We start from the raw sequence: 25,257 nt of genomic DNA on the forward strand, positions 1-25,257 counted from the left end.
GAATTATCGTAAATTCGTAATCCGTGATTGACACAGGAGAGATCGCGATACAGCCCAACATCCTCAACTTAGCAGCCTATACCGTGACCGCGTTCGAGGAGACGGAGCACGACTATCATATTCATGCGATGGCGCAGACCCCATCGGACGCCTGCCTGCACTGCGGACACCCCCGCTTGCAACGATTTGGTCGACGAGAACAACTGGTCAAGGACCTGCCGATGCACGGCAAGCGCGTGGGAATCTATGTGGACACCCGCCGGTTTCGGTGTCAGGCCTGTCGCAAGACCTTCTATGAAGTGCTCCCGGATGTCGATGGGCGGCGGCTAATGACCAACCGGTTGGTCGCGTGGATCGGAAGGCAAGCACTACACCGCACTTTTGCCAGTATCGCCGAAGACGTCGGGATCGTCGAAGGCACTGTCCGATTGATTTTCAAAGATATGTCACCGAATTGGAACAGCAGATCACCTTTGACACACCCACGTGGATGGGTCTGGATGAAATCCACCTCATCCGGCCCCGAGCGGTGATTACCAACATCCGAGAACGCACCCTCGTCGAGATTTTGCCTCAGCGCAACAAGGAGACCGTGCTGCGTTATTTATCCACGCTCAACGATGCCCAGCGCGTGCAGGTGGTCACGATGGATATGTGGCATCCCTACCGAGAAGCGGTGCGAACGGTTCTGCCGCAGGCGACCATCGTGGTGGATAAGTTTCATGTCGTGCGCATGGCCAACGCCGCCGTGGAGCGCGTGCGCAAGAGCTTGCGGGACTCGTTGACTCCCGCGCAACGGCGCGGCCTGATGCACGACCGCTTTGTGCTCCTCAAACGGGAATCCGATCTCCGGGACCAAGAGGCGTTGCTACTGTCCCTCTGGGTGAAAAATTATCCGACACTTGGGCTGGCCTATCGCCTGAAGGAAAACTTCTTTGACATTTATGAGGCGCCGACCAAAGAGCAGGCTCAGGCGCGATTTATGGCGTGGGAGCAAGCCCTGGCTCCCACCGTCCAAGACGCCTTTCTGGATTTGCGAAAGGCATGGCACAACTGGGAACCGCACATTCTGGCCTATTTCGACCATCGGGTGACCAATGCCTATACGGAAAGCCTCAATAGCCTCATTCGTATCATGAATCGGGTCGGTCGCGGGTATAGTTTCGAGGCCCTGCGAGCCAAAATGTTGTTTTCGGAGGGCACCTTCAAGAAACAACACATCCGGCCCAAGTTTGAACGACGCCGGGACGACGACCGCAGCTTGTCCGACCGAGTGTCGGCGTCCATGTTTGGACAGGGGCCGGTACCGCGGCCCGCGTTCTACGGGAGGACACCCCAAGAAACAAACTATGGTGTTGACATGGAGACACTAATTCGGAGGATCAAACACGGAGAGATTTAATGTGTAAGCGCGGCCAGGCTTCCGGCGAGCGGAATGCTCGTCGGCCGTTTATTCAGCCATGCTCGAGGGGGATCGCTAACCTCAAGTTCCACGATAGCCGGGGCCATATCCTGCATCGGATTGCCGTGTGCTTTAGGCGTTGCCTCCCCCCGGGTCGTCCAAGCACAAATCATGCTCTCCGACGCTGCTACATGCTACTGCCAGCCCCTATTGCCACGCCCATGATTTACCTCTCGGCTTTAGTTCCCATCCACAACCCAAGAAGCAGCCCGACCAAGAGTGCCCCGGCTATTAACACAACTGGTAAAAATGCATCTTTCGGTGATAACGCATGGTGACTATGGGCTATTAAGTAGGGGGGTAAATAATGCCATGCAGCCTCGGTAGGAACTACAAAACCAACAACAAAGATAGTAAGGGCTTTCCAACGCTTACCTCGTCGTTTAGGCAAAACAGGCAACCTCCTTTTTAGGCGGTATAATAAGCTACTCCGCCGTCATAGCAGAAGAGACGGAGTAGCTTACCTTTTGGATTTAAAGCAAGGGAGGGTAGAAGTACAGATTTCCAACATGACTGTTGTGTACGATAACGAATGGCCCGAGATCAGTAATAGTCACATCGAGCGACCCGTTCGGATTTTCTCCCGCCCAATAGTACGCTATAACAAACGCCGCCAGGACGCCTCCTATAACTGCGGCCATCGATGCCGACAGCCCTGCGGCCTCCGCCACCACGGTTCCAAGCACACCCGATCCAATCCAGCCCATATTGTCCACGAAAGAGGCGTCTCTCGCAGACAGATGAAACGAAACCGAGGCACCATACCAAGTGACCCAATTCACTCTTAAGTGACTTCCGTGCCAGAAATAACCTGTGCTATCAACATAATTGATAGGATTATCCGCCGCATACGTGTAGAGATCCAAGGTCTGAGGATTCATTGGATTCACACTGGCGTAACCACTGGGATCCATCTGCGTCCACCGGTCGAAATTAGGATCGTAATAGCGCGCACCGATATGATACAGCCCCGTGGCACTGTCATACACGGCCCCAATCCACTTGAAGGGCTGGGCGACGTTTTGCGTTTGACTCTGAATCCCCCCGTACGGCTCATACGTGTAACTGTCCACCAGGGTACCGGAGCCATTGGTTAAGCCCACCACCGACCCTTGCGCGTCTAGCAGGTAATAGTACGTGCCGCTGGGCGTCCGATCAGAAATCAATTGACCACTCGGCGTCCGGGTAAAGTAGTCGGTGCCGGAACTATTCGTCATCGCGCTGATGCCCGTCACATCGGTTTGGTAGGCATTACTACCTTCCGTCAAGCGGTTCGCCTGGCCCACGCCCGAGTAAGTCATGGGATCGGCTGACCCGCCGGCCGGGGTAATACTTGTGGTCTGATTGGCTGCATTATAACTCAAGCTGAGCCCGGCCGAACTCCCGGTTAAGTTGCCATTGGCGTCATACGTGTAGGTATAACTGCCGTTTTGGGTCATCTCGTTCGCGGCATTGTAGCTAAGGTTGGTGATGGTGCCATTGGCCGTCTTCGACAGCATGTTGCCGTTGGCGTCATAGGTCCAACTGTAGCTATTCAACACGGTGCCACTCGCATTGGTCTGCGTCGCTTGCGCGAGCCGGTTGAGCGTGAGCGTCAAATAATCCCCACCTTGCGGTGGGGATTAAAGATATTACTTACTCTGGCGAGTGGGCGCTGGCGATTTAAGATCTTCCGGGAGTTGGCTCGACCACGGCAACAGCGCCGTCCATGTCGCGGCATCCTTGAGGTCGCGATTGGGCAGTTCTTCAAACAGATACTGGAGGTAGGCTTGGGGATTCAGCCCGTTTTCTTTCGCCGTTTCGATGATACTGTAGACGAGCGCACTCGCCTTCGCGCCCCGCGGCGTATTGCTGAAGAGCCAATTACTCCGTCCGATGACAAATGGCTTGATGGCGCGCTCGCTGCGATTGTTGTCAATCTCCAGCCGGCCATCCAATAAGTATCCCGCCAACTGAGCCCATTGATTGAGACAATAGGTGACGGCCTTGCCCACCGCGCTTTGGGGCAGAACTTGCGGCTGCTCAGACTGTAGCCAGGTGTGAAACGCGGATAAAATGGGCGCACTCCGCGCGCGACGCGCGCGAAAGCGATCCTCCGGGCTGCTTTCCCGGAGATCATGCTCGACGGCATATAAGCGATTACAGAAGTCGAGGCCCGTGCGGGCCGTACTGGGGCCGGCCCGTTGCCCGGCGGGCAACGCCTTTAACGCCTCATCAAATTTCCTTCGCGCATGCGCGAAACACCCGATGAGCGTGACCTTCTCCACGTCATGATACCCGGCATAGCCATCGACCTGGAGATACCCCTCAAATCCAGCCAGAAAGGCCTTGGGATGGGATCCCGCCCGGGTCTTTTGATAGTCATACAATACAATCGCGGGTCCCTCGCGGCCGGTCCGATACAGCCACATGTAGGATTTCGCCTCCGGGGCCCGGCCGTCTTCGTGGAGGACTTGCACGGTCGTTTCATCCGCTTGCAGAATGTCCTGGAGCAACAGGTGCCGGCGGAGCTCGTGGTAGAGCGGGTGGAGCCATTCATGGGCCGCATACACGACCCAATTGGCCATCGTTTGGCGGGAAATCGGGACCCCCAACCGTCGCCATTCTTGCTCCTGGCGATAGAGGGGCAATCCCAAGGTGTATTTCTGATGGAGGATGTGCCCCAGCACCGAGGGGGAGGCAAAGCTACCTGGGTGGACCGACCGTGGCATCGGTGCGGTCACTACCGGGGTCGTGAGCGCGTCGCGCTCACAGCTTCGACAGGCATAGACATATTGCACATGCTCTCGGACGGTGACCTGGGCCGGAACGATATGCAGTTCCCGACGCACTTCCGTGCTCATTTCATGGAGCGCCTGGGCACAGGTGGGGCAGACTTGCTCCTCCGGCGGCAGCCGATATTCGATCCGCTCGACAGGCAGGTGGTCCCACGCGGCCTCCCGCTGGCCGGGCCTCTTTTTGGGGCGTGGATGGGTCTCAGTGTCGACGGGCCCGGCATCCAGGGCGGACACGGCCGCGACCTCCGCTTCATTAAAGAGGCGTAATTGCTCGGCATCCGCTCGTTCGGACGAGGCGCCGAAGCGGCGGTGCTGACTGAGCCGAATCTGTTCTTCGAGCTGCTGCACATAGGTGCGCAATTGAGCGACTTCATGCTCCAGTTGGTCGCACCGACAGGCGGGATGATGGGATTCGTGGGCGGTTTGGGTCCGATTCGTCATAGGATATAAGTTCGCCGCCGATCCCCAAAAGTCCTGCTATGATGCGGTTTTTCAGCGATTTTCTAGACCACCCGATGCGCCCGGACGGGCGCATGGGCGTGGCGCTGGTCTAGCGTCAATCCGTCGAGTAGCCAGCGGAGCTGACGGGGAGAAATAACCAGGGTCGCCTGATCCCGTGGCGCTTGAGGCCATCGAAACTGGCCCCGTTCCAAACGGCGATACGTAAGCCAGAAACCATTATGGTCCCATTGGAGAATCTTGAGTTTATTGCGCTGCCGATTGCAGAAGACGAACAGGGCCGGGGCGAAGGGATCCAAGCGAAAACTGACCTGCACCAACGCCGCGAGTCCGTCGATCGATTTTCGCATGTCCGTCGCGCCGCACGCCAAGTAGACGCGCCGAGCTGAGCTGTCCCAGTCCATCAGGCCAACGTGCGGACCACCGCCCGCAGCAGGTCCGGATCGAACCCCGGAGGCACATCGATGACGGCGGAACCCACCCGCACCACAAGGGATGACGTCGCCTCCCGATCCGGTGCCACGGGTACGGGGAGCCATGCCGTCGTCTCCGACGCGGTCGCGTCGGTTGCGGGAAACTTACGCAGCCAGTAGTGCAAGTTCCGCACTTTGTATCCGTTTTGGCGACACCATTGGGCCTGCCCCAGGCCACTGCCCCGGAACTCCGCTACCAAGCCCGCCCACAGCTGCCGCAGTTCCTTGCGTTCTTTCTCACTCATGCGGAAAAACCCCTTTCGTGAACTCTAGGGGCATTATGGCCGTCCGTAAGGGCCGCGCGAAGGTGGGAACAGTTTGACGCATACGGTTGAGCGCGTCGTACTGATACGCGGTGGTATCGCCAGCCCCATTAATCACGCTGTAAAGCTGGTCGGTTGCGATGCCGGTCGTGGGATCCGTGTAGTTATACCCAAAGGACGTCAGCACCGTGCCCGCGCTGTTGGTCGCTTGAATTTGCGTCACCTGGCCCGCGCCGTTATAGGTCGCGTTTTCGGTCACGCCGTTAGGATAGGCCACCTGTGTTTGGTCGCCATTGGTGTCGTACGCGAAGGTCGTTTGGGCGCCACTGGGATCCGTGACGCTGGTCAGCTGATTCGCGCTGTTGTAGCCATAGGTTACCGTCCCACCGCTGTCCGTCTTGGTGAGAAGATTGCCATCGCCATCATAGGTGTCGCTGACGGTTTGGCCGTTCGGCAGCGTCTCCCCGGTTTGTTGACCCAAGACATTATAGGTATACGTGGTGGTGCCGCTGCTGTCGGTTTGGGCGGTCAGGTTCCCATCGGCATCGTAGGTGTAGGTAACGCTCGTGCCATCGGCATACGTGATCTGCGTGACCTGGTCCCGGGCATTATAGCTGTAGGTGGTCGTCTGCCCCTTCCCATCGGTCATGCTGGTCACGCGGCCGAGAGTGTCATAGGTATACGACACCGGGCCTAATGGCGCCGGGTAGACGATTTTCGTGAGGTTCCCGTTGCTGTCATATTGATAGCTGGTGGTGTTGCCGTTCGGATCGGTGACCGACGCCAGCGTTCCATTGCTGTTATAGGTATAGCTGGTCGTCTTCCCATTCGCGTCGAGCACGCTTGTCAGGTTGCCGTGCGTGTCATAGCTGTAGGTGGTGGTCCCGCCCTCCGCATTGGTCACGGCCGTGACGGAATAGGGCCAGCCCGCATCGGTGTATTGGTAACGTATGCGTCAAACTGTCCCCACCTTCTCGCTGCCCTTATTGACTCCCATAATGCCCCTAGAGTCCACGAAAGGGGTTTTTCAGCATGAGTCAGAAAGAACGCGAAGAGCTGCGCCAGCTGTGGGTGGGGTTGGTCGCCGCGTTCCGGGCCAGTGGTCTGGGGCAAGCTCAATGGTGTCGCCAAAATGGGTACAAAGTTCGGCACTTGCACTACTGGCTGCGTAAGTTCCCGGCGACCGACGCGACCGCGTCGGAGACCGCCGCTTGGCTCTCTGTTCCGATCGTACCCGAGCGGAATGTCGGGGCGACCTTGGTCGTGCGGGTCGGTTCCACCGTGATCGACGTGCGGCCCGGCTTCGATCCGGACCTGCTGCGGGCGGTGGTCCGCGCGTTGGCCTGATGGACTGGGATAGCTCAACGAGGCGCGTATACCTGGCGTGCGGCGCTACGGACATGCGAAAATCGATCGACGGGCTCGCGGCGTTGGTGCAGGTCAGTTTTCGACTGAATCCATTTGCCCCGGCCCTGTTCGTCTTCTGCAATCGCCAGCGCAATAAACTCAAGATTCTGCAGTGGGACCATAATGGTTTCTGGCTTTACTATCGCCGCTTGGAACGGGGCCAGTTCCGCTGGCCACAAGCGCCACGGGCTCAGGCGACCCTGGCCATTTCGCCCCGTCAACTCCGCTGGCTACTCGACGGACTCGCCCTCGACCAGCGCCAGGCCCATGCGCCCGTCCGGGCGCATCACGTGGTCTAGAAAAGTGCTGAAAAACCGCATAATGGCAGGACTTTCGGGGATCGGTGGCGAAGTTCTATCCTATGACAACGCGGTCGCACAGCGCGCATGAATCCCATCATCCCTCGTGTCGGTGTGACCAACTCGAGCACGAAGTCGCCCACTTGCGCACCTATATTCACCAGCTCGAAGAACAGATCCGGTTAAGTCAGCACCGCCGATTCGGCGCCTCGTCTGAACGGTCGGATGCCGCGCAATTGCGGCTGTTCAATGAAGCCGAAGCCGCGGCCGTGTCCGCCCTGGATGCCGGGCCCGTCGAGACCGTGACCTATCAACGCCACAAGAAGATGCCCGGCCAGCGGGATGCCGCGTAGGATCACCTGCCCGTCGAGCGGATCGAATATCGGCTGCCGCCGGAGGAGCAAGTCTGCCCCAGTTGTGCCCAGGCGCTCCATGAAATGAGCACGGAGGTGCGGCGGGAACTGCATATCATTCCGGCCCAGGTGACCGTCCGGGAGCATGTGCAATATGTCTATGCCTGTCGAACCTGTGAGCGCGACGCGCTCACGACCCCGGTGGTGACCGCGCCGATGCCGCGATCGGTCTACCCGGGCAGCTTTGCTTCACCCTCGGTGCTGGGGCACATCCTCCACCAGAAATACACGTTGGGGTTGCCCCTCTATCGCCAGGAGCAAGAATGGGCGCGGTTGCGGGTGCCGATTTCGCGCCAAACGATGGCCAATTGGGTGGTGTATGCCGCCCATGAATGGCTCCACCCGCTTTACCAAGAGCTCCGCCGGCACCTGTTGCTGCAGGACATTTTGCAAGCGGATGAAACGACCGTGCAAGTGCTCCACGAAGACGGCCGGGCCCCTGATGCGAAATCCTATATGTGGCTGTATCGAACCGGACGCGAGGGACCCGCGATTGTGTTGTATGACTACCAAAAGACGCGGGCGGGATCTCATCCGAAGACCTTTCTGGCCGGATTTGAGGGGTATCTCCAGGTCGATGGCTATGCCGGCTACCATGACGTAGAGCAGGTCACGCTGATCGGGTGTTTCGCGCATGCCCGTAGGAAATTTGATGAGGCCTTAAAGGCGTTGCCCGCGGGGCAACGGGCCGGCCCCAGTGTAGCCCGTACGGGCCTCGACTTCTGTCATCGCCTGTATGCCGTGGAGCAGGACCTCCGTGAGAGTAGCCCGGAGGAACGCTGGCGCGCGCGTCGCGCGCGGAGTGCGCCCATTTTATCCGAGTTTCACACCTGGCTGCAGTCTGAGCTGCCGCAAGTCCTGCCCCAAAGCGCGGTGGGCAAGGCCGTGACCTATTGTCTCAATCAGTGGGCTCAGTTGGAAGGATACTTATTGGATGGCCGACTGGAGATTGACAACAATCGAAGCGAACGCGCCATCAAGCCGTTTGTCATCGGGCGAAATAATTGGCTCTTCAGTAATACGCCGCGGGGAGCGAAGGCCAGTGCGCTCGTCTATAGTATCATCGAAACGGCGAAAGAAAACGGGTTGAATCCCCAAGCCTATTTACAGTATGTGTTTGAAGAACTGCCCAATCGCGATCTCAAGGACTCCGCAACATGGGAGGCCCTGTTGCCGTGGTCGAGCCAACTCCCGGAACATCTCAAGTCGCCAATGCCGACTCGCCAGGGTCAATGATATCCGCTGGTCCCCACCGAAAGGTGGGGATTATTTGACGCTTAGTGCGCCCAGATAAGTGGGTCGTGTCGAGCCGGTGCAATTCCGGTCCTCGCAAGAGCTAGCCACTCACGAGGAAGCGAGTGTTGGGTGAGGATTCGTGAGGATCGTCATCAAGCGTACACAGCGCGACGTCCAGGCCGTAACCCTACGGGGTGAAGTGATTGAGCTTCGTGACAAACTAAATCCGTGGGCCGACCGTTTTAAGCAACCGGGAAGGCAACAGTACGAACCCGACACCGGCAAGGGTTCGGGAGACCACGGCGGAGTCGGAGAGCACGGCATGGCGGAAAGCGACACGGTACCAAACTGGGGAGACCTCGGCCCTTCGCGCAAAGCGCGTACGCTGCACCCGATAGGCGGTGCCGAAGGACAGCGGATGGGGGTCGAGGAGTCAGAGCTCGTGATAGTACTCCGCGCGTGGGAAAGCCACGTACATGGGGAAGCGCGAGCACAAGACACGGCGAGTCATCGCACCATTTCCCTCACACACAGAGGAGGATATGAAATGTTACCAGACTTGACCCGCATCACCCGCAAAGCGAGCGCCGACCCGACGTGTCGGTTCACGGCACTCGCTCATCACCTGAACGAAGAGTTCTTACTCGACACATGGTTGAGGTTGAACCGGCGGGGCTCCGCCGGGATTGACCGCCAGACGATGCAGGACTTCGACAGCCAGCGCGAGTCCGCCATTCGGGACCTTGTCGACCGGTCACGCCGCCATGCCTATCAGGCGCCCCCAGTTCGACGAGTGTATATTCCGAAACCGGGGCAACCGGCTAAAATGCGTCCGCTCGGCATTCCGACGGTGGCTGACCGGCTCATGCAAGCGGCGGTCGCCCGCATCCTGAGCGCCATTTACGAGCCGGATTTCCTTGAGTCCTCCTATGGATTCCGTCCGGAGCGGAGTGCTCACGATGCGTTAGGTGCCATCGAGTCCCTCGTATTTAGCCACCCGATTCGTTGGGTGTTTGAAGCGGACATTCGGGGATTCTTCGACCACCTCGACCATCAATGGCTCGAGCGTATGCTGAGCCTGCGCATCGGCGACCCATGGATTCTGCGCCTCATCGGCAAGTGGTTGCGGGCCCCCATCGACGACCAAGGGACGCGTACGCGTCCCGCGGAGGGAGCACCGCAGGGTGGCCCGGCCTCGCCAATTCTGGCGAATATCTACCTGCATTATGTGCTCGACCTCTGGTTCGCTCGGGTTGTTCAACCCCGATGCCACGGCGAAGCCCACTTGGTCCGGTTTGCCGATGATTTTGTGGTGCTCTTCGAGGACGCGCGCGATGCGCAATGGTTTGCAAGGGCCCTGCCGCAACGTTTGGCGAAATTCTCTCTGAAGGTGGCCGAGGAGAAGACGCGCCTACTTCCATTTGGACGGCGCGTCTGGGCTCTCACGAAATCCCAGCCGCGCACACGGGAGACGTTTGACTTTCTGGGGTTCCGGCACGTGATGGGAACATCACGGAAGGGAAATTTTCGGCTCGTCCGAATCCCGACACCGAAGAGCGTCCGGAAATTCTACGTCGCCACGAAACAGTGGATGCAGGCCAATCGCCATGCGCCACCCGGGCTGCAACAGCAGGAATTGACCCAACGACTACGCGGGTTCTACCAGTACTTTGGGTATGGCACTGCGATACCGGTGCTGACGCGGGTCCGCCAGGCAATCCATCGTGCGTGGTGGCAATCGCTTCGTCGACGAAGTCAGCGCAGCCCCCGAGCATGGACAGATTGGGCCGTGAAACCGTGGTTCCACCTCCCATCGCCGCGGGTGACGCAACGAACAGGAAACTTGAGGGTGAGTGTTTTGGGGAGCCGGATGCGTTAATTGCGCACGTCCGGTTCTGAGGGGGTTCGCGGCCCAAGAGACACTCGCCATGACGGCCAAGCCTCAAGGCCGCGTTCTACCTACTCTCTAGAGCATTCCCGTCGCATGTCATAACTCTTGCCTAATATATCGTCACAACGTCGCTGCTCGGGTAAAGGTTTCTAAGACCAGCGAAGGGGCCGTCGTTGTGTGCGTCCCGCATTTGGGGTTTTCGGGCGCGCCGGGAGACGTCGGCGAGCAAGTACGTATCCTCGGGAAGATTTTCGACGGTCGACTACTTTTACTAACAAATAATGAACTAACAGGGCCAAATACGACGCATTCCTTGCTGCGCTTACGCCCCCAATAGTCCGCGATTCCTATCATGAAGACTTTCCTGGTACAACTAGGGTTTGATAGGAGGTCTCGGGCCCCATCAGGTTTGGACATTCCACAGCGCGGTGCCTAGTTGGATCAGATACCGACCGGCGATCGTCCACATAATCCCGGCGGAAATCCGGTTGATCCACTGCAACGTGCGCGCTTGATGGCGCAATTGCGCCAACGCCCGGCCCGCTAGCGATAGGGCAAAGAACCACACCCACGAGACCAGCACGGCGGCCAGGGCATAGGCCAGCTTCTCACCCGGTGTGGTGTAGAGCGCCGCGCCGCCGCCAATCACCACCACCGTATCCATAATGGCGTGCGGATTCAGCAGGGACGCCCGTAGCGTGTGCATGATCTGGCGCCGGAGCGTCCAATACACACTGGCGGCGCCGTCGGATGTCCCCGGATGAACGGGGGTCCGCCACGATTGCCACCCCATCCAGACCAGGAAAACAATCCCTAACAGCGTCAGGATCTCTTTCAGCATGGGGGCCACCACGAGCACCGCACTCACACCGAGCACCGCCACCCCAATGAGAATTGTGTCCGAGAGGGCCGCCGTCACCACCACGGGCACCGTGCGCCGATACTGGCGGTGGGTCGTACCTTGGCTCATCACAAACGTATTCTGCGGACCCAGCGGAAGAATCAACGCTAACGCTAACAAAAACCCATGAAGCCATGCCAAGTCCATCGCAAAACGCCTCCTAGCGGGTCCATGTCGCCCCGTCCTGATCGTTCTGGGCTATCCCGTCTGTTCGAGCGGAATCGGGTCGGTCGCAACCCGCAGGCTCCGGGTATTATCACTCCGATCGACGCCGCGTGGCCGACCGATACTGGCTGGGCGTCTCCTGTTCGTAGTGGCGAAACAGTCGCGTTAAGGCCGATTGATGCGCAAATCCCACCTGCAGGGCAATATCCTGGATGGAGAAATCGGTCGTCCCCAGCAATTCTTTGGCCTTATCCAGACGGACGTGTTGAATATAAGCGCGCGGGGTCATGCCCGTGTAGCGCTTAAACCAGGCGGTATAGGACGACGTCTCATAGTGCTCCAGCGCGGCCAAGGTGTCCACCGTGATCGGGTGATCGTAATGGTCATGGATGTACCGAATCGAGGCGGACTGCTGATCGCGAAACAACACATGCGCCAGATACGGATACAGCAATCTCGCGGCCGCCGCATTCCGCTCCCGCAGGAGGAGGGTGCGAATGCCCTGCCAGGTCGCATCGATGGGGCGATCAAAGCTGTGGGTGAATCCTCCCGCCGCATGGGGGATTTTCTTGGCCGGGATGTCGACCACGAGACACTGATTGGGGACATGGGCATAAAAGCGGTGCTCGCACCGGGGTGGAATAAACAAGAGGGTGCGGTCATCCAGCTCGATACTGTGGGATTCGGTCCTGATCCACAATGCCCCCTGAAGCGGCATCACCAGCTGGGCATACCCATGGGTATGCGTGTCCGGTCTCCGCGCGTACGTCCGTTGTGTCACCATGATGTCGTTGAGCTGGGTCACCGGATCACCGCCTCCTTCCCGTGCGGATGCCTCGCCGCCGTACGGTTGACTGATTTTGGGCAAAAAGACCCGGATTTGAGGAAAACACGTCACCGTGTCTACACGTATCATAAGTGCCGACGGGGCGCAAGCGAACCACCACACCCGGCCCCCTGTCGAGTCCGGGTCCAAGGAGCGTATAGTATAGCGATGATGGCCACGAGTCTGGGATTATTCTTTACCGTGTTATGGTCCTCCGCCGCGATCGCCACAAAATTCGGGCTCCAGGCCGCCCCGCCGCTCTGGTTGGCCACGATGCGGTTTTTGATCGCCGGTGGCTTATTATTTCTCTATGTCTACGTTATTCGTCGGCAATCCCGATGGCCCCGACGCCGCGAGTGGGGACAGTTAGGGTTATTAGGTCTTCTGAACACCACGGTGTACTTAGGAGCCACATTCTGGGCACTCCATGCGGTGTCGGCCGGCTTATTCAATTTATTTGTCACCATCAACCCGTTTGTCGTCGCCATCTTGGCGTCCCTCGTTCTCAAACGGCCGATCGTGCGCCGTGAGTGGATCGGCATGCTCGTGGCAGGGACCGGATTGCTCGTCGCGACCGGCCCCGCCGTGGCCCATGGCTCCGCCACCTTGCCCGGCATCGCCGTGTTAGTCGTGGGCATGCTGTCGATGGCGATGGGCAGCGTCTACTTTACCACGGTGCGTTGGGAGTTGCCCTCCATCGCCATCCACACGTGGCAAATCAGCATCGGCGGGATCCTGTTAGTCCCCATCACCTACCTGATGGAACGCCACGCGGGCCCTCTCACCGTGGGCCCAGCGTTAATCGGGTCGTTGGCGTGGCTGGTGTTGGTGATTTCGATCGGAACCATGCTGTTATGGTTCTTCCTGTTGAGACAAGACGTGATGCGAGCGAACAACTGGCTGTTTCTGACCCCGGTCTTTGGGTATGGGTTAGCGGCCGTATTCTTACACGAGCGCATCACGACGGGGGATCTCGTCGCGACGATCTTTGTGATGACAGGGTTGTGGTTATCGGGCAACATCACAGGGCCCACACGGCGATGACGCAACATCGGAGAACTCCTTCCGACTCATTGGATAGATCCGCTGTGTGTCGCTGACGCCCGGCCGTTTACGTACCACATCCTCACCGGCCACCGTGATGGGCTCTCCGCCCGACATCGGTGCTGCGATGACTCGGTCCTTCAACGACGAAGGCATGGCTGTGGCGTTGCACTCCCGAACTTCGGAAAAGCCTTTCGAAGCTTGGTGCGCATACGCCCCCGATAATTCCGCAAGCGTGGCAGTGGAGAGCGCGACTCACTTCTTGCGCGGTCGGATGACAAAAAACATGGGCACGAAGAGAAGGCTCGATAGCCAGTCAAACCATCGGTTCCCATTCCCAGGAGGCACGAAGCCGAGCAAAGCGAACAATATGCTAAATATCAGTGGAACAAGGTACGGTAACCGTTTTAGACGACGCATGATGTCTCTAAAGCCCCGAAATTACCATGGACAGGCGTAGAGCTCGCCGCTTAGGATCAAGCTAGGGACGAACCACCAGGCCTCTGGGATGAGATTCCAAGCGGAGTGAAAATCTTGGAATCGGATTGTCTCAGAACGTACCAGGGACGGGAAAATAGGCCTCCCCGGCCGCCGCGCAAAAATTTCCCAGCTAACTGGAAACGCGGGCCGTCCAACCATTCGACGTCGATGGGAGAAATTAGGGAAGGAGCCAGACATCATGGCTGAACAACCACAGAAAACGTCCCCGACCCGCGTGACTCCCGTATTGAAAGCGCAGTGCATCCAAGAAACCTTGGATTGCGGCAATGCCGCGGCGGTGGCCCGCCGCCATCATTTGCCGCCGGAGCGGGTGCGCGCGTGGGTTCGCGAGGCGAGTAAGCACCCGCGGATGACCACCCTGCCCGAGGTCACCCAACTGGAGGCCGAGAACCGGCACTTGAAGGAGTTGCTGGGCGACAAAGATCTCGAAATCGCCATCTTGAAAGACCTTGTAAAAAAAGCGAACCGGGTCCCTCCACGCGGTGCGAAGTAGCCCATAAATGGATAACCGTCGGCTACCGGCCGACCTTGGTGTGTCGGCTGGCCGGAGTGGCCCGGTCCACGTATTATGCGTGGCGTCAGCACCGCCAGCAGCCCTGCGTCAACCCGCCGCTGTCACGCGCGGGCCGTCCCCGCCGCGGGTATTGGTTCACCGACACGGGCACGAAAGTCCCGGAAGGTCAGGTCGTCGAGTGGCTCAGCACGTACATCGCCACCCCGGACGGCCAGAGCTATGGATATCGCAAGTTGACGACCTGGTTGCGGCGGGAGCATCACCTGGTCATCAACAAAAAGAGCGTCTACCGGCTATTGGCGGAGGCGGATTTGCTCCAAGGCCGTCGCTTTCCCATCGCCGCGGACCGTCCGGTCCGCCGATTGGCGGCGAACCACACCATCACGGGGCCGAATCAGCTCTGGGAACTGGATCTGAAATACGGGTACATTGCGGGACAAGACCGGTTCTTCTACCTCTGCAGTGTGATCGACGTCTTTGACCGGTCCATTCTCGGGTATCACATCGGCTGGACCTGCACCGCCCAGCAGGCCCTCCGGGCGTTACAAGCGGCCGTCGTTGCCCGACGCGCAGACTGGACGCCCGGGACAGCCCCGGTGGTCCGCACTGACAACGGACCGCAATTTGTGGCGCATGCGTGGGCGGAAGGCGTCGCGGCGTTGGACCTGGTCCACGAGCGCATCCCCAACGCCACGCCCAATAAGAATGCGCACATCGAGTCGTGGCATAGCGTGCTGGAGGCCGATTGCCTGGGTAACCAGGTGTTCCGCACCTTGGCCGAGGCCTATGACGCGGTCGCGCAGTGGATTACGTTTTATAATGAGCGCCGCATGCACGGGAGTTTGGACGACTGGCCGCCGGCGGTCTTCTACCGCTGGGTCCTGGCTGGCACGGCCCCCACCATCAGGGCGGTGCATTGCTAACGTTTCCCAAGATGATGGTAAATAAGCCCATTGGGTCGAAAACGGTTGACAGCACGTGGTTGACTCTGGATCGTCCAGCTATAGGGAGCTGGCCCGATGTCTCCCGCTCTTCGTGCTCCCTACGAACACCATTTCCGCGTGGCAGCCCATAACCCTGATACTCCCGCGGTGGATTAATCACGTCTACCGGAGGGTGGCCGCGCGGTAATCCAGACTCCGCCTAGCACCAGAAACACGCCCATGAACCCCAGCATCCACAGGACCAAACCATAAACGGATGAATGACGCGACCAGGGCCACAGCCCCCAGACAAGCGCCTCAGCCACGAGAAAACCCACCCCAATCTTGCCCAAGAGCCACGCACGTTGATGAATCTCGGCCCGTTTAGTGTCATTTATCTCGCGAGGCCCGTACCGTCTCATGATCGCGCGTCGCGGAACGCTGAGCACCGTGCCAAATGCCACGAGCGAGAGGGACAAAATCCCGTGGGTCGACAACCGGTGCATGAGCGACCCGTGGCCCATAAAGAGCACGCCGATAGCCAAAAGCACCGTGACCCCGCTCGGCGAGATCCAGGCGCGGATCTGCTTCAATCGGCGCGTCCACGACTCGGCACCGTGTTCATCTTGCATGGAACACCTCTCTTGGCCATCGTTTCTCTACGGTGAAGACGCTCTGGCTCGTCCCAGTATTCGGGTCCAGAGTCGACATAGCCGGCTCCGAAGGAGGCTTCATTTCCCCCCTCCAAGCGTCGACGTCCGGTGAGCCCGCATTCATCTCGATTACTGCCTACGGGCGAACGTGCGAATCGCCGCAGGTACGCCTTGCTTCTGAGCCCACACCACCAACTCGGGCAATCGATCACGGTCAGCCCTCGTGGCAACCAGATAAAGTCGAACCCATCGGCGCTTGTTATGGCGGAGCATGATAGCACGATTCGAGATGTAGATGGATTCAAGGTCGCCGACCGAATAAGGCACCGAACCGACGGTTAAGCCCTCCTCGTGGATTCCGAGATACAGTGGGTGACCCCAATCCCACAGCCGCGGCACTCCCACCGCGAGCCCCACGTCCCAAAGCACATTAAAGAAAATCTGGAGAGGGAACGCGCTAGTCAAAGTCTGGCTGATCAGGGGTGCGCTCAAAAACACCGGGAGTGCCCACCACCATCGTATCCCTCTATACACTCTGAACTTCATCAGCGACCCCCATAACTACTGCGCTGCTGAAGACTTCGTCGGGAGGGTAGGCAGCTCCTTCGACGACCACCGTCCATTTTCTGGCAATCCCCAAGGGCCGCGAGACCCGTCCAATGCGGGTCCTCATCGGAAGATTCGCCCCCGATACTCGATCATTAGCGATGTAAAGCAGGTATCGGACGCATCGATGCCGCCATCCCAATGGCGGTACTCGGCAGGAATTCGGAAAACGTCCGATAAACCAGACGCCCTAATCGCCAGGACACGAGGGTATGCTCACCATCACCGGCAACGTCCACTATAATGATGCCATGTTTGGCCGGAAGCGCCGTATGCGACAACCGGTGAACCATCTTCTGCGCGATCTGCTCATAGATACCTTGGGTAACAGACGATGCCGCCAAGCCATTCATTTCGACGAGCCAGCCGTCTTGATGCCACACGACTAAGCCCGCCTGTGTCCACTCGTCCGCTTGGATCGTCGTCGTGATTTCCATGCGATGCGGCGCTGATGCGGGCGGATGCAGGTTCGTCAGGGCTCCTTGGGCCGCAACGACTGAGTGGTACCGTTGCCCCGAAAAGTCCCCGACCAGTTGGGCAAGACCCGTGTTGGGCGGGAGCTTCAGTAAGGGACTATTGACAGGATAAGGCTTAACGGTGGCGATGAAGGAGACCGCATACTGATTCCGTGTGCTCATCGTTTCTGCGCTCAGCACATGATGTCCGCGAAGATCTGGCGCATGAATGGCACGGGCCTGAGGCCCCCACAACGGAACCGTGGTTGTCCTGGCGGCGATCCCCAACGCATCGGCAATAGCGACCTGCCCGGATGCCGGCTTGCGGTGCTCCGGGCTTCCGGCGGAGCGGGTAGACGCCGCCAACGCTGTCGAATGGGAGCCAACTTTATGGGAATTGTTGTGGCGGCCCGCGGCACGGCCCCCAGGAACCGTAGCAACACTTCCGCATCCGGCCAATATAACGGCTCCCATCACCAACAGGATCCCGCGTAATGCCCGCTTTTTCATCAAGTGACAACCTTCCTCTAGCCGTTCAAGTCACTGAGTATAACGCTGCTTGAGAGGCGACGTTACAACAACACGGGGGCAAGAGTGATATCATTCTTCAAGCAGATTCGCCCCCTTTAGCGCCGTAGACACGAGCCTCTACCTTGCCGATTGAACAGAGACGAGAGCAGATCCGAGCCGTTCGGTCTGCTCTCCATCTTTAGGTTGGTCGTAACCGCCCATTTTAGCCGCATTGTGGTCTCATGGCCAAGCCCCATCCGAATTAACAATTAACGGGGCGTTCTGCTCTGTGACGTCCGGGCCCGACTGAACGCGATGCACGCGATACCGAACGCGACGGCGACCGACACGGCCCCGAGCCAACTAATGGCCCGGATCGAGGACCCGACCGCAATCCCTCCCACGGCGGCACCCATGGCAAAGCCGAGCTGCACAAAGGAGCTATTGAGACTCAATACCATACCGGACACCTCCGGCGCGAGCGAGAGCAGGTTGAAGTTCTGGGTCGGTCCAAACGTCCAAGCCGCCGTCGCCCAGAGCATCAGTAACGGGATGGCGGCGACCCTGGTTCCGGCCATGATGGACAAGAGGACCAACACGAGGGCATGGATCACCATGTCACTCAGCAAGGTGCGTCTCGTGCCGATGCGATCCGACAACACGCCCCCGAGCTTCGAGCCCATTAAGCTTGCCATCCCCAGGGCAAAGAGCACGACGCTGATCTGCCCTTTACCAATCATCACCACATGGGTTAGGAATGGCGTAATATACGTGTTCATCATCGAATACGCAATAAAGACGAACAGGGTCACCGCCAGGGCCAGCGCGATGTTAGGATTCTTTAATAGGGCGAGTTGCTTCCCGAGCGGGACCGGCCCTTCGACGGACATCGCGGGAATCACTCGGGCGACGGCGAACAGACTCAGCAACGTCAACAACCCGATGGCCCAAAAAATCACCTGCCAATCGTAGGCCGCAGCCACCACGCGGCCGATGGGCACGCCAAAGACGAGAGATGCGCTGAATCCCAGCGATACGTTGGACATGGCGCGTCCCTGCCGTCCCGGGGGTGCAAGCGTCGCTGCGGTGGCATACGCCGTCACGACAAAGACGCCCGCACCGATCCCTAACACGACGTACGCCATCAGCAAAAATCCGAAACCCGGAATGGCCATGAGGCCACATCCGACGAGTATGATGGTCAGTGCCAGCAGCAGTTGCTGGCGCCGATCAGTCTTGGCGGTGGCGAGAATGACGAGCGGTGTTCCCATCGCGTTTGACAACGCGAATACCGTGATCAGTTGTCCCGCGGCCGAAATCGACACGCCGACCGATGCCGCCACCGTCGCCAAAATCCCCACGATGGCAAATTGAGACGTGCCCACCAAGAAGCTCATCCCCGTGAGCATGTAGATTTTCCCGTTAGGGGTCACGGATGCGGGCCTCCCCTCGGTAGACGGGCGGTGGTCACATCCCCAACCCGGCCACGGTGGACCCCGCGGATATCCGGTGCCCCGCCCGTCATCGGGACATCGCCGTCAAATATCCAGCACACGACGGCTCAGACCCTTCACGATCTCCGGGTCCTGGTGCGAAAAAAACAGGCTTTGCTGGGTATCCAGCGTGGCAATTTCCGCCATCTCTGCGGGACTCAGGACGAAGTCGAAAATCTGGTAATTGTCCTGGATCCGTTGGGTGTGCACGGACTTGGGAATGGCCACGATCCCACGTTGGACCAACCATCGCAAAATGACCTGCGCGACCGATCTGTTGTGGGCCCCCGCAATGGACACCAACACGTCATGCTGGAAGATGTTGTTGCGACCTTCCGCAAACGGCCCCCACGACTCCATCTGGACGTGATACTCGGTCATAAGTTGGGCACTGGCGACTTGCTGATTGAACGGGTGCGTCTCAATTTGGTTGACCGCGGGCACCACATCGTTGTGGAGGATCAAGTCGACCAGCCGATCCATGGAGAAGTTACTGACTCCGATCGATCGGATCCGCCCGTCCCGATACAGTTCCTCCATCGCCCGCCACGATCCATACACATCGCCGAAGGGCTGATGAATGAGATACAAATCCACATAATCGAGTTGGAGCCGCTCCAGGGACTTCGCGAAGGCCCGCTGGGTGCGCTCATAACCCGCATCCTGAATCCAGAGTTTCGTCGTGATAAACAGGTCTTCTCGGGGAACGCTGCTCCGTTGGATGGCGCGACCGACCGCCGCTTCGTTTTGATATGATGCCGCCGTGTCGATCAGTCGGTAACCTGCCGCCAGAGCATCCAGGACGCTTTGTTCGCACACCGCCGCGTCGGCGATCTGGTACACCCCAAAGCCGAGAATCGGCATCGCCACCCCATTGTTCAACAGGACCGTTTCCATCCGACAACCTCCTCGTGTTCTGGTTTGTGGTGGCCAGGTCACCTGCTTGGTAATCTGTTCCACCACGCGGTCGCCTATACCGGGACAGGCCCGCCGCTACCGATTCATTATGAAATTCATCGGGCCGCAACCGTTATCGCATTCGTCCCAAATGATTGCCTAATTCTCTCACCGCGATTTAATAGGGAGACCATCATCGACTATAATCGGACTCACCACGCGAGACGAAATGAGGGAGATTGATGCCCGACAGAACAGAGAACCCGGCGGCGGAACTCGTCACCTTAGTAGCACGTCATTGCCAGACAGACGGGGTGCATGCGACCGCCCTGCCGGCCGTCTTTTTCATGCGTCACGGCATGCGCGCCGAACCCAGCTATGGGATGTACAAACCGTCATTTTGCCTCGTGCTGCAAGGGGCGAAGCAAGTCTGGCTGGGACCGGAGTGCTTTACCTATACGCCGGCCGACTATCTCGTGGCCTCGGTAAACTTGCCGGTCATCGCCCAGGTGACCAGCGCCTCGCTTGACCGACCGTACTTAGGTTTTAAGGTGGAGTTTACGCCGGATCAGGTGTTATCGGTGTTAAGGAATTTCCCTCGCGACATGGGTCCGAAGGATCCGGTGCAGCGCGCCATGTTCGTCAGTCGCATGGAGCCATCGTTGTTCGAGGCCGTCATCCGGCTGGTGCGGTTGCTCAACCAGCCGGCGGACATTCCCGTCCTCGCCCCGCTGATCACGCAAGAAATTCTCTATCGGGTGCTGCAGGGATCGCATGGCGCGGCCCTGGCGCAAATCGCCACCGCCGGCAGCGCGGCCTCCCGCATCAACGACGTCATCGATTACCTGTTGCATCGCTTTGCGCAAGCTCTTCGGATCGAAGACCTGGCCGACATGGCGCACATGAGTGTGTCGTCCCTGCATCGGCACTTTAAAGCGGTTACCGCCATGAGTCCGATCCAATTCCAAAAAAACCTGCGTCTGCAGGAAGCCCGGCGTTTGTTGGTATCGGAAGCAACGGACGCCGCCGACGTCGCGTTCCGGGTGGGATATGAAAGCCCTTCGCAGTTTAGTCGGGAATATACCCGCATGTTTGGCTTGCCGCCAAGACACGACATCCGGCGCCTACGGGCCGCTTATGACCCCACCTTCAATGAATGAACGACGTATCGATGGCGGATGGTAGCACCGGTGTTCCGACGAGACCGCCTTATTCTTAAGGCGCTAAACGGCCCAATTCCGCCAGGAACGTTAATGCAGTAACGCCCCCGAGTGTCCCGTAAGAGGTACTAGCGAACTCACAAAACAACTTCATGGGCTCGCGCCGCTCAACACGACATCCTCCCATCGACAAATGCGACCGTCCTACAGATCCAGTTGGACGACCAGCGGGGAATGATCCGAATATCTGGCGGTCCGCTCACCATGCGAATACCAACATGCGCTGACCTGGTCCCGAACGGGGTCCGACACCAACGCATGGTCCAGGCGAAATCCCTTCTTGTTCTTCGCGTTGCTGTACCAGCTGAACTCTTGGTGGCTACCGTTCTTGAGACGCCAGGCATCGTGCCACCCCGTTGTCAGGAGACGCTCGAAGCTGTCCCCACATTCAAACGGTGTGCCCTCCGCGTCAACCGGCAATCCGGTGTTCAAATCTCCAATGATGAGCGCGGGCCCCGTGACAAGCTGTTGGGCCCTTTCGACCACCTTGGCCCAAAACAGGGGTTTCGGCAGGCCCATGGGGATATGAACAGCCAAAATCTGTAACCCTTGCACGGCGACCTCCATCCACCGGTGCTTTTCGGCGGGCACGATGGACGTCACGTGTGGCGACACGCTGCTCTTCGCGGCGATCAACAGCCCATTCTCTTTGGGGGCAGCACCCGAACCGTACTGGTCATGCCATCCCGCTTCCCGGAGGCGCTGCTTGATAAAGTCTCCCTTCGGCCCTGCCCAGAATTCCGTCAAAACTAAAACATCCGGATCATGGGTGACGAGAGTGTCGGTAATCTTCGCGAGCCGTTGCTGGCTGCCACCTTGCATGATATTCCATGTCAGAACCTTCATAGTTAAGCCATCTCTTTTCCATCCATTGTCGAATTGCCACGTGGTGCTTCCCGGATATTCAGTCCATCACGTCTCCCTGTCTAAGTTCGGTGTACCAGTTGGCGACTCCTTCCGAGACTTACGCCCCCGAGGCTTCATCATTAGCGGCGCCAAGGTTTAACGGCGTATTCCTTAAGACTCCAAGACTCCGAAAAATCGCCTTAACGCCCCGTCCCTTTCGCGGACCCGAGCAATGCACTAGCAATATTTGACATAGTCCCAAGAATCCTTCAGGATCGCGTTGAGTCGCTAGTGTATACCACACGAGCGTCCATCCCCGTGCAACTTTCCGAGCGGTATTAAAGTCGCGCACCAACGAGGGAGGCAGAGAATTGCCACACAATCCGAGCATAGCCCACCAACTGATGGTCCAAACCCTGATGGGGCGGATAGAAGGAGACGGATTCACCATCACGCATGCGGCAGGAATTGACGCGCACCCAGATCCGACGTCGATCGGTGGCCATGAACCGGACATCATCGGGAAGGACGATACCGGTCTCAAGGCCATTGGCGAGTGCAAGACCGGAGAAGACCTAACCGCCAAACATACCAAAGAGCAACTCCATATATTTGCTCATCAAAGAATGCTGAAATCCAAAAGAATGGTGCCATTCTACGTGGCGGTGCCGACAGGATACGAAGACGAGCTGGAAGAAGTGCTAGAGGAACTTGGCATTGCCGAGCAGGATAGCGTCATCCGGGTATATATCCGATTCTAAGGATGATTTTCGGCCCAAAAAATCGTCTGGAAGCGCAGCGCGTTTTCGCCCCCAAACGTGCGTCATTAATAGCATGTAGTAATCATCCTTCTAAGGTCTATCAGTCTGGAACTCGCAATGGCTCTAACCAGCAATGGTAAACTCAGTGCAAAAAGTATGTGGGAAAGGAGCGTTCCCTTGACTACCCCAACGGATATTTTCGATATCGGACCGTTTGGATGGCCTCCAAATCTGGTTCCCAGTGCAGATCTTCACGCCACCGAATGGCTGCAGGACCCCGCACGGTGGAAAAGGTGGGACGCCGGGAAAATGGCATTGCCCGGCCGCGTCATTCCGCTCGGCTACACCCATTACTTTCGCATTAATCATCCCGCCTGGAAGACCGTACTGAGCAAACCGGGCATGAAATGGTACGAAGTCATCGAACGTCGTGTGTCGTGGAAGGAGGTTGCAGCGTGGGGCGGGAAGTCATTGGAAGATGTCGCGTTCTTCACGGACATCGTGCCGGATGCCGCTATGATTCCGGCGGATGCCCCCTTTGATCAAAGACCCTACCGCTTGTCTCCCGAAGTGTTCCACTTGCTGGAACCGGCCCTCGCTGCATTAACCGCGACGCCATATTCCACGTGGGTTTCTTTCTGGGACGGTGGTCGATGGAACAATGCCAACCTACCCGCTATCTTGGACGATCGCACACGCCCGGACTACCCGCAGCGCCAGCAACAACGGCAGGCGTTGTTGCAACAGATTCAGACCGTGCCCCGATGGGCTCCTCCGGGCTGGGCCCCGGGCGGACGCCCGTATTGGCTGGCGCACGGGCCCGTTGGGGCCGTATATGACCTAGCCCGCGGCATCTACAAGGCCGAACCCAATTTCTGGTGGCCCGACGATCGGGCTTGGTGCCTGTCCACCGAGATCGACTTTGACTTCACGCTCATCGGTACTAATGAAGAAGGGGCCAGAAGGCTGCTGGCCATTTCGGATTTGGAGATATACGCGGTCAATGCAGACTAGGCCCCTCGCGCTCTACGGATGCTGTTCCACGGCGCCAGACCGCTAATGCGTTATTGCCCCCGAATGTCCCGAAACCTTCCTCCCACGACGACCCATCCGGAAGGCATCGCAAGGTCCGCAAATGCTTCCGGAATGGACCGCATGGTGTGGTGATACCCACCGCGGTCCCGTATAATTGGCCATGAATACCAACGGCGGTGCGGTGTTCCCAAGGAGTAGGTCGGCGCGGGGACGGATGGTCCGGGCGGACTCCCGTAGCATCGTCCACGAGAGGAGTGGATCGGAATGGAAGCCCTGCAGATGGCGCGTCGTGCGCTCCGGTTGGAGTGGGTGTCCATCGGTTGGATAATCATTGAAGCCACCGGCGCTCTCTGGGCGGGAGTCCAAGCCCACTCCGTCGCGTTAACCGGGTTCGGTGCCGATAGTCTGATTGAGCTGCTATCCGCCGGCATTTTAGTTCAGCGGTTGACGCTCCAGGTGCGCGGGGGCGATGCCGAAACCGTGGAGGCGGCCGAGCATCGCGCTGCCCGATGGGCCGCCGGCCTCTTGGGCCTATTGGCGCTGTACCTTGTTGGGGCGGCGGCGTGGGAGCTGTTCGGCCATCTCCACGAAACCGCGAGTCCCTTGGGAATGATCTTGGCGACGGTTTCTGTCGCGCTGATGGTCTGGCTGGCCCGATCCAAACGGGTGCTGGGGCAGACCTTGGGCAGCGCGGCCTTGCAGGCCGACGCCGCCGAAAGCGTGGTGTGTGCGTGGATGGCGGCCACGGCCTTGGTGAGTCTGGCCGCGAATTGGGCCTTTCACTGGACATGGGTCGATCCCCTGGCCGCTTTACTGATCGCCTATTGGGTGGTCCGGGAAGCGCGGGAGGCCTGGGAAGAAGCGCACGAAGAATGACCGCGTCGATGGTCAAAAGAACCCCACGAAGTCCTGTACGCTAAACCACCCGGCGGCACTTTCTGCTATTCTCCCCCAATCGTCCGTGATTAACCACGTTAAGGAAATAAACGGCGGCACCGTCTGATAACAGTGCCGCCGTTTCGCCGCCGGATGCACGAGCTGTCCCGAGCGGCCACGTTTCCCGCGTCACTCGCGCTGAGAATCATCGTGAAGCAATAGGTCAGTGAGTTTCGCCTGGTTAAAACCGACGATAACCTCGCGTTGGTCGTCTCATTCAATCACCGTGGTCGGGGTGGCGCTGGCACCCAGCGCCATTAACTCGTCCATCCACTGTTCGTTTTGCGTAAT

25 protein-coding genes and 1 pseudogene are annotated in these 25,257 nt (G+C 58.7%); 13 read left to right on the forward strand and 13 right to left on the reverse strand.

Going from position 1 to position 25,257, the window contains the following annotated elements:
• Nucleotides 1-23 precede the first annotated feature (23 nt).
• Together HIJ39_RS23645 and HIJ39_RS04305 are read left to right on the forward strand one after the other, a co-directional pair.
• Nucleotides 24-533, forward strand: a complete 510-nt coding sequence (locus HIJ39_RS23645; protein WP_207711463.1) for a transposase family protein — start codon at nucleotides 24-26, stop codon at nucleotides 531-533.
• Entirely contained in the window at nucleotides 455-1,402 is a 948-nt protein-coding gene (locus HIJ39_RS04305) for an ISL3 family transposase (RefSeq protein ID WP_207711464.1), read from the forward strand. Before HIJ39_RS23645 ends, HIJ39_RS04305 begins: the two co-directional genes overlap by 79 nt.
• Before the next feature lie 533 nt (nucleotides 1,403-1,935).
• On the opposite strand, the gene HIJ39_RS04310 is transcribed toward HIJ39_RS04305, so the two are convergent.
• The 5 genes from HIJ39_RS04310 to HIJ39_RS04330 form a co-directional block, all read right to left on the reverse strand.
• On the reverse strand, nucleotides 1,936-3,060 hold the full coding sequence (locus HIJ39_RS04310; RefSeq protein ID WP_169097067.1) for an RHS repeat-associated core domain-containing protein: 1,125 nt from the start codon (nucleotides 3,058-3,060) through the stop codon (nucleotides 1,936-1,938).
• Nucleotides 3,061-3,093: 33 nt separating this feature from the next.
• Nucleotides 3,094-4,680: an IS66 family transposase gene (tnpC, locus tag HIJ39_RS04315; protein ID WP_169097069.1), complete on the reverse strand. Its 1,587-nt coding sequence runs from the start codon at nucleotides 4,678-4,680 to the stop codon at nucleotides 3,094-3,096.
• Between the two features lie 62 nt (nucleotides 4,681-4,742).
• Nucleotides 4,743-5,102, reverse strand: a complete 360-nt coding sequence (gene tnpB, locus HIJ39_RS04320) for an IS66 family insertion sequence element accessory protein TnpB (protein ID WP_169097071.1) — start codon at nucleotides 5,100-5,102, stop codon at nucleotides 4,743-4,745.
• On the reverse strand, nucleotides 5,102-5,416 hold the full coding sequence (gene tnpA / locus HIJ39_RS04325) for an IS66 family insertion sequence element accessory protein TnpA (RefSeq protein WP_169097073.1): 315 nt from the start codon (nucleotides 5,414-5,416) through the stop codon (nucleotides 5,102-5,104). The genes tnpB (HIJ39_RS04320) and tnpA (HIJ39_RS04325) overlap by 1 nt, the downstream gene beginning before the upstream one ends.
• Entirely contained in the window at nucleotides 5,409-6,338 is a 930-nt protein-coding gene (locus HIJ39_RS04330; protein ID WP_169097075.1) for an RHS repeat protein, read from the reverse strand. Before HIJ39_RS04330 ends, tnpA (HIJ39_RS04325) begins: the two co-directional genes overlap by 8 nt.
• Nucleotides 6,339-6,466: 128 nt before the next feature.
• Between HIJ39_RS04330 and tnpA (HIJ39_RS04335) the strand changes: the two genes are divergently transcribed.
• From tnpA (HIJ39_RS04335) to ltrA, 4 genes and pseudogenes are all read left to right on the forward strand, one after another.
• Complete coding sequence (tnpA, locus tag HIJ39_RS04335) at nucleotides 6,467-6,781, forward strand: IS66 family insertion sequence element accessory protein TnpA (protein ID WP_169097077.1); 315 nt, start codon at nucleotides 6,467-6,469, stop codon at nucleotides 6,779-6,781.
• Entirely contained in the window at nucleotides 6,781-7,140 is a 360-nt protein-coding gene (gene tnpB, locus HIJ39_RS04340) for an IS66 family insertion sequence element accessory protein TnpB (protein WP_169097090.1), read from the forward strand. The genes tnpA (HIJ39_RS04335) and tnpB (HIJ39_RS04340) overlap by 1 nt, the downstream gene beginning before the upstream one ends.
• A gap of 62 nt (nucleotides 7,141-7,202) precedes the next feature.
• Nucleotides 7,203-8,789: pseudogene (tnpC, locus tag HIJ39_RS04345) on the forward strand (IS66 family transposase).
• Between the two features lie 547 nt (nucleotides 8,790-9,336).
• Nucleotides 9,337-10,668: a group II intron reverse transcriptase/maturase gene (gene ltrA, locus HIJ39_RS04350; protein ID WP_169097092.1), complete on the forward strand. Its 1,332-nt coding sequence runs from the start codon at nucleotides 9,337-9,339 to the stop codon at nucleotides 10,666-10,668.
• A gap of 415 nt (nucleotides 10,669-11,083) precedes the next feature.
• Here the strand turns inward: ltrA and HIJ39_RS04355 are convergent, their stop codons facing one another.
• Both HIJ39_RS04355 and HIJ39_RS04360 read right to left on the reverse strand, forming a co-directional pair.
• Entirely contained in the window at nucleotides 11,084-11,728 is a 645-nt protein-coding gene (locus tag HIJ39_RS04355) for a LysE/ArgO family amino acid transporter (protein ID WP_169097094.1), read from the reverse strand.
• A 109-nt stretch (nucleotides 11,729-11,837) separates the two neighbouring features.
• Nucleotides 11,838-12,551, reverse strand: a complete 714-nt coding sequence (locus HIJ39_RS04360; protein ID WP_207711468.1) for a helix-turn-helix domain-containing protein — start codon at nucleotides 12,549-12,551, stop codon at nucleotides 11,838-11,840.
• Between the two features lie 189 nt (nucleotides 12,552-12,740).
• Here HIJ39_RS04360 and HIJ39_RS04365 point away from each other — a divergent pair, with 189 nt between their 5' ends.
• The 3 genes from HIJ39_RS04365 (at nucleotide 12,741) to HIJ39_RS04375 (ending at nucleotide 15,554) form a co-directional block, all read left to right on the forward strand.
• Nucleotides 12,741-13,616: a DMT family transporter gene (locus tag HIJ39_RS04365; protein WP_169097096.1), complete on the forward strand. Its 876-nt coding sequence runs from the start codon at nucleotides 12,741-12,743 to the stop codon at nucleotides 13,614-13,616.
• A gap of 679 nt (nucleotides 13,617-14,295) precedes the next feature.
• Nucleotides 14,296-14,610 (forward strand): transposase, encoded by a 315-nt coding sequence (locus HIJ39_RS04370; RefSeq protein ID WP_169097098.1) that lies wholly within the window; start codon nucleotides 14,296-14,298, stop codon nucleotides 14,608-14,610.
• 11 nt (nucleotides 14,611-14,621) lie between these two features.
• Nucleotides 14,622-15,554 carry an IS3 family transposase gene (locus HIJ39_RS04375; RefSeq protein WP_338055072.1) on the forward strand — a complete coding sequence of 311 codons (933 nt, stop codon included), beginning with the start codon at nucleotides 14,622-14,624 and terminating at the stop codon, nucleotides 15,552-15,554.
• A 173-nt stretch (nucleotides 15,555-15,727) separates the two neighbouring features.
• Here the strand turns inward: HIJ39_RS04375 and HIJ39_RS04380 are convergent, their stop codons facing one another.
• The 5 genes from HIJ39_RS04380 to HIJ39_RS04400 form a co-directional block, all read right to left on the reverse strand.
• Nucleotides 15,728-16,186 carry a hypothetical protein gene (locus HIJ39_RS04380; RefSeq protein WP_169097102.1) on the reverse strand — a complete coding sequence of 153 codons (459 nt, stop codon included), beginning with the start codon at nucleotides 16,184-16,186 and terminating at the stop codon, nucleotides 15,728-15,730.
• A gap of 150 nt (nucleotides 16,187-16,336) precedes the next feature.
• Nucleotides 16,337-16,753, reverse strand: coding sequence for a hypothetical protein (locus HIJ39_RS04385; RefSeq protein WP_169097104.1), 417 nt, complete (start codon nucleotides 16,751-16,753; stop codon nucleotides 16,337-16,339).
• A 155-nt stretch (nucleotides 16,754-16,908) separates the two neighbouring features.
• Nucleotides 16,909-17,781 (reverse strand): hypothetical protein, encoded by an 873-nt coding sequence (locus HIJ39_RS04390; RefSeq protein WP_169097106.1) that lies wholly within the window; start codon nucleotides 17,779-17,781, stop codon nucleotides 16,909-16,911.
• Between the two features lie 266 nt (nucleotides 17,782-18,047).
• Entirely contained in the window at nucleotides 18,048-19,211 is a 1,164-nt protein-coding gene (locus HIJ39_RS04395) for an MFS transporter (protein ID WP_338055069.1), read from the reverse strand.
• 105 nt (nucleotides 19,212-19,316) lie between these two features.
• Nucleotides 19,317-20,168 (reverse strand): aldo/keto reductase, encoded by an 852-nt coding sequence (locus HIJ39_RS04400; RefSeq protein WP_169097108.1) that lies wholly within the window; start codon nucleotides 20,166-20,168, stop codon nucleotides 19,317-19,319.
• 242 nt (nucleotides 20,169-20,410) lie between these two features.
• Here HIJ39_RS04400 and HIJ39_RS04405 point away from each other — a divergent pair, with 242 nt between their 5' ends.
• The gene (locus HIJ39_RS04405; protein WP_169097110.1) at nucleotides 20,411-21,328 is read left to right on the forward strand and encodes an AraC family transcriptional regulator; all 918 of its coding nucleotides are present in this window, start codon (nucleotides 20,411-20,413) and stop codon (nucleotides 21,326-21,328) included.
• 204 nt (nucleotides 21,329-21,532) lie between these two features.
• Here HIJ39_RS04405 and HIJ39_RS04410 read toward each other — a convergent pair whose 3' ends face one another.
• Nucleotides 21,533-22,234: an endonuclease/exonuclease/phosphatase family protein gene (locus tag HIJ39_RS04410; RefSeq protein WP_169097112.1), complete on the reverse strand. Its 702-nt coding sequence runs from the start codon at nucleotides 22,232-22,234 to the stop codon at nucleotides 21,533-21,535.
• Nucleotides 22,235-22,605: 371 nt separating this feature from the next.
• On the opposite strand from HIJ39_RS04410, the gene HIJ39_RS04415 reads away from it, so the two are divergent.
• The 3 genes from HIJ39_RS04415 (at nucleotide 22,606) to HIJ39_RS04425 (ending at nucleotide 24,906) form a co-directional block, all read left to right on the forward strand.
• Nucleotides 22,606-22,995, forward strand: a complete 390-nt coding sequence (locus HIJ39_RS04415; RefSeq protein WP_169097114.1) for a hypothetical protein — start codon at nucleotides 22,606-22,608, stop codon at nucleotides 22,993-22,995.
• A 177-nt stretch (nucleotides 22,996-23,172) separates the two neighbouring features.
• Nucleotides 23,173-24,009: a hypothetical protein gene (locus HIJ39_RS04420; RefSeq protein ID WP_169097116.1), complete on the forward strand. Its 837-nt coding sequence runs from the start codon at nucleotides 23,173-23,175 to the stop codon at nucleotides 24,007-24,009.
• A 285-nt stretch (nucleotides 24,010-24,294) separates the two neighbouring features.
• Nucleotides 24,295-24,906, forward strand: coding sequence for a cation efflux transmembrane domain-containing protein (locus HIJ39_RS04425; protein WP_169097118.1), 612 nt, complete (start codon nucleotides 24,295-24,297; stop codon nucleotides 24,904-24,906).
• Nucleotides 24,907-25,257: the final 351 nt, after the last annotated feature.

The organism is Sulfobacillus harzensis (assembly GCF_012933365.1).
GTDB classification, from domain to species: Bacteria; Bacillota; Sulfobacillia; order Sulfobacillales; family Sulfobacillaceae; genus Sulfobacillus_B; species Sulfobacillus_B harzensis.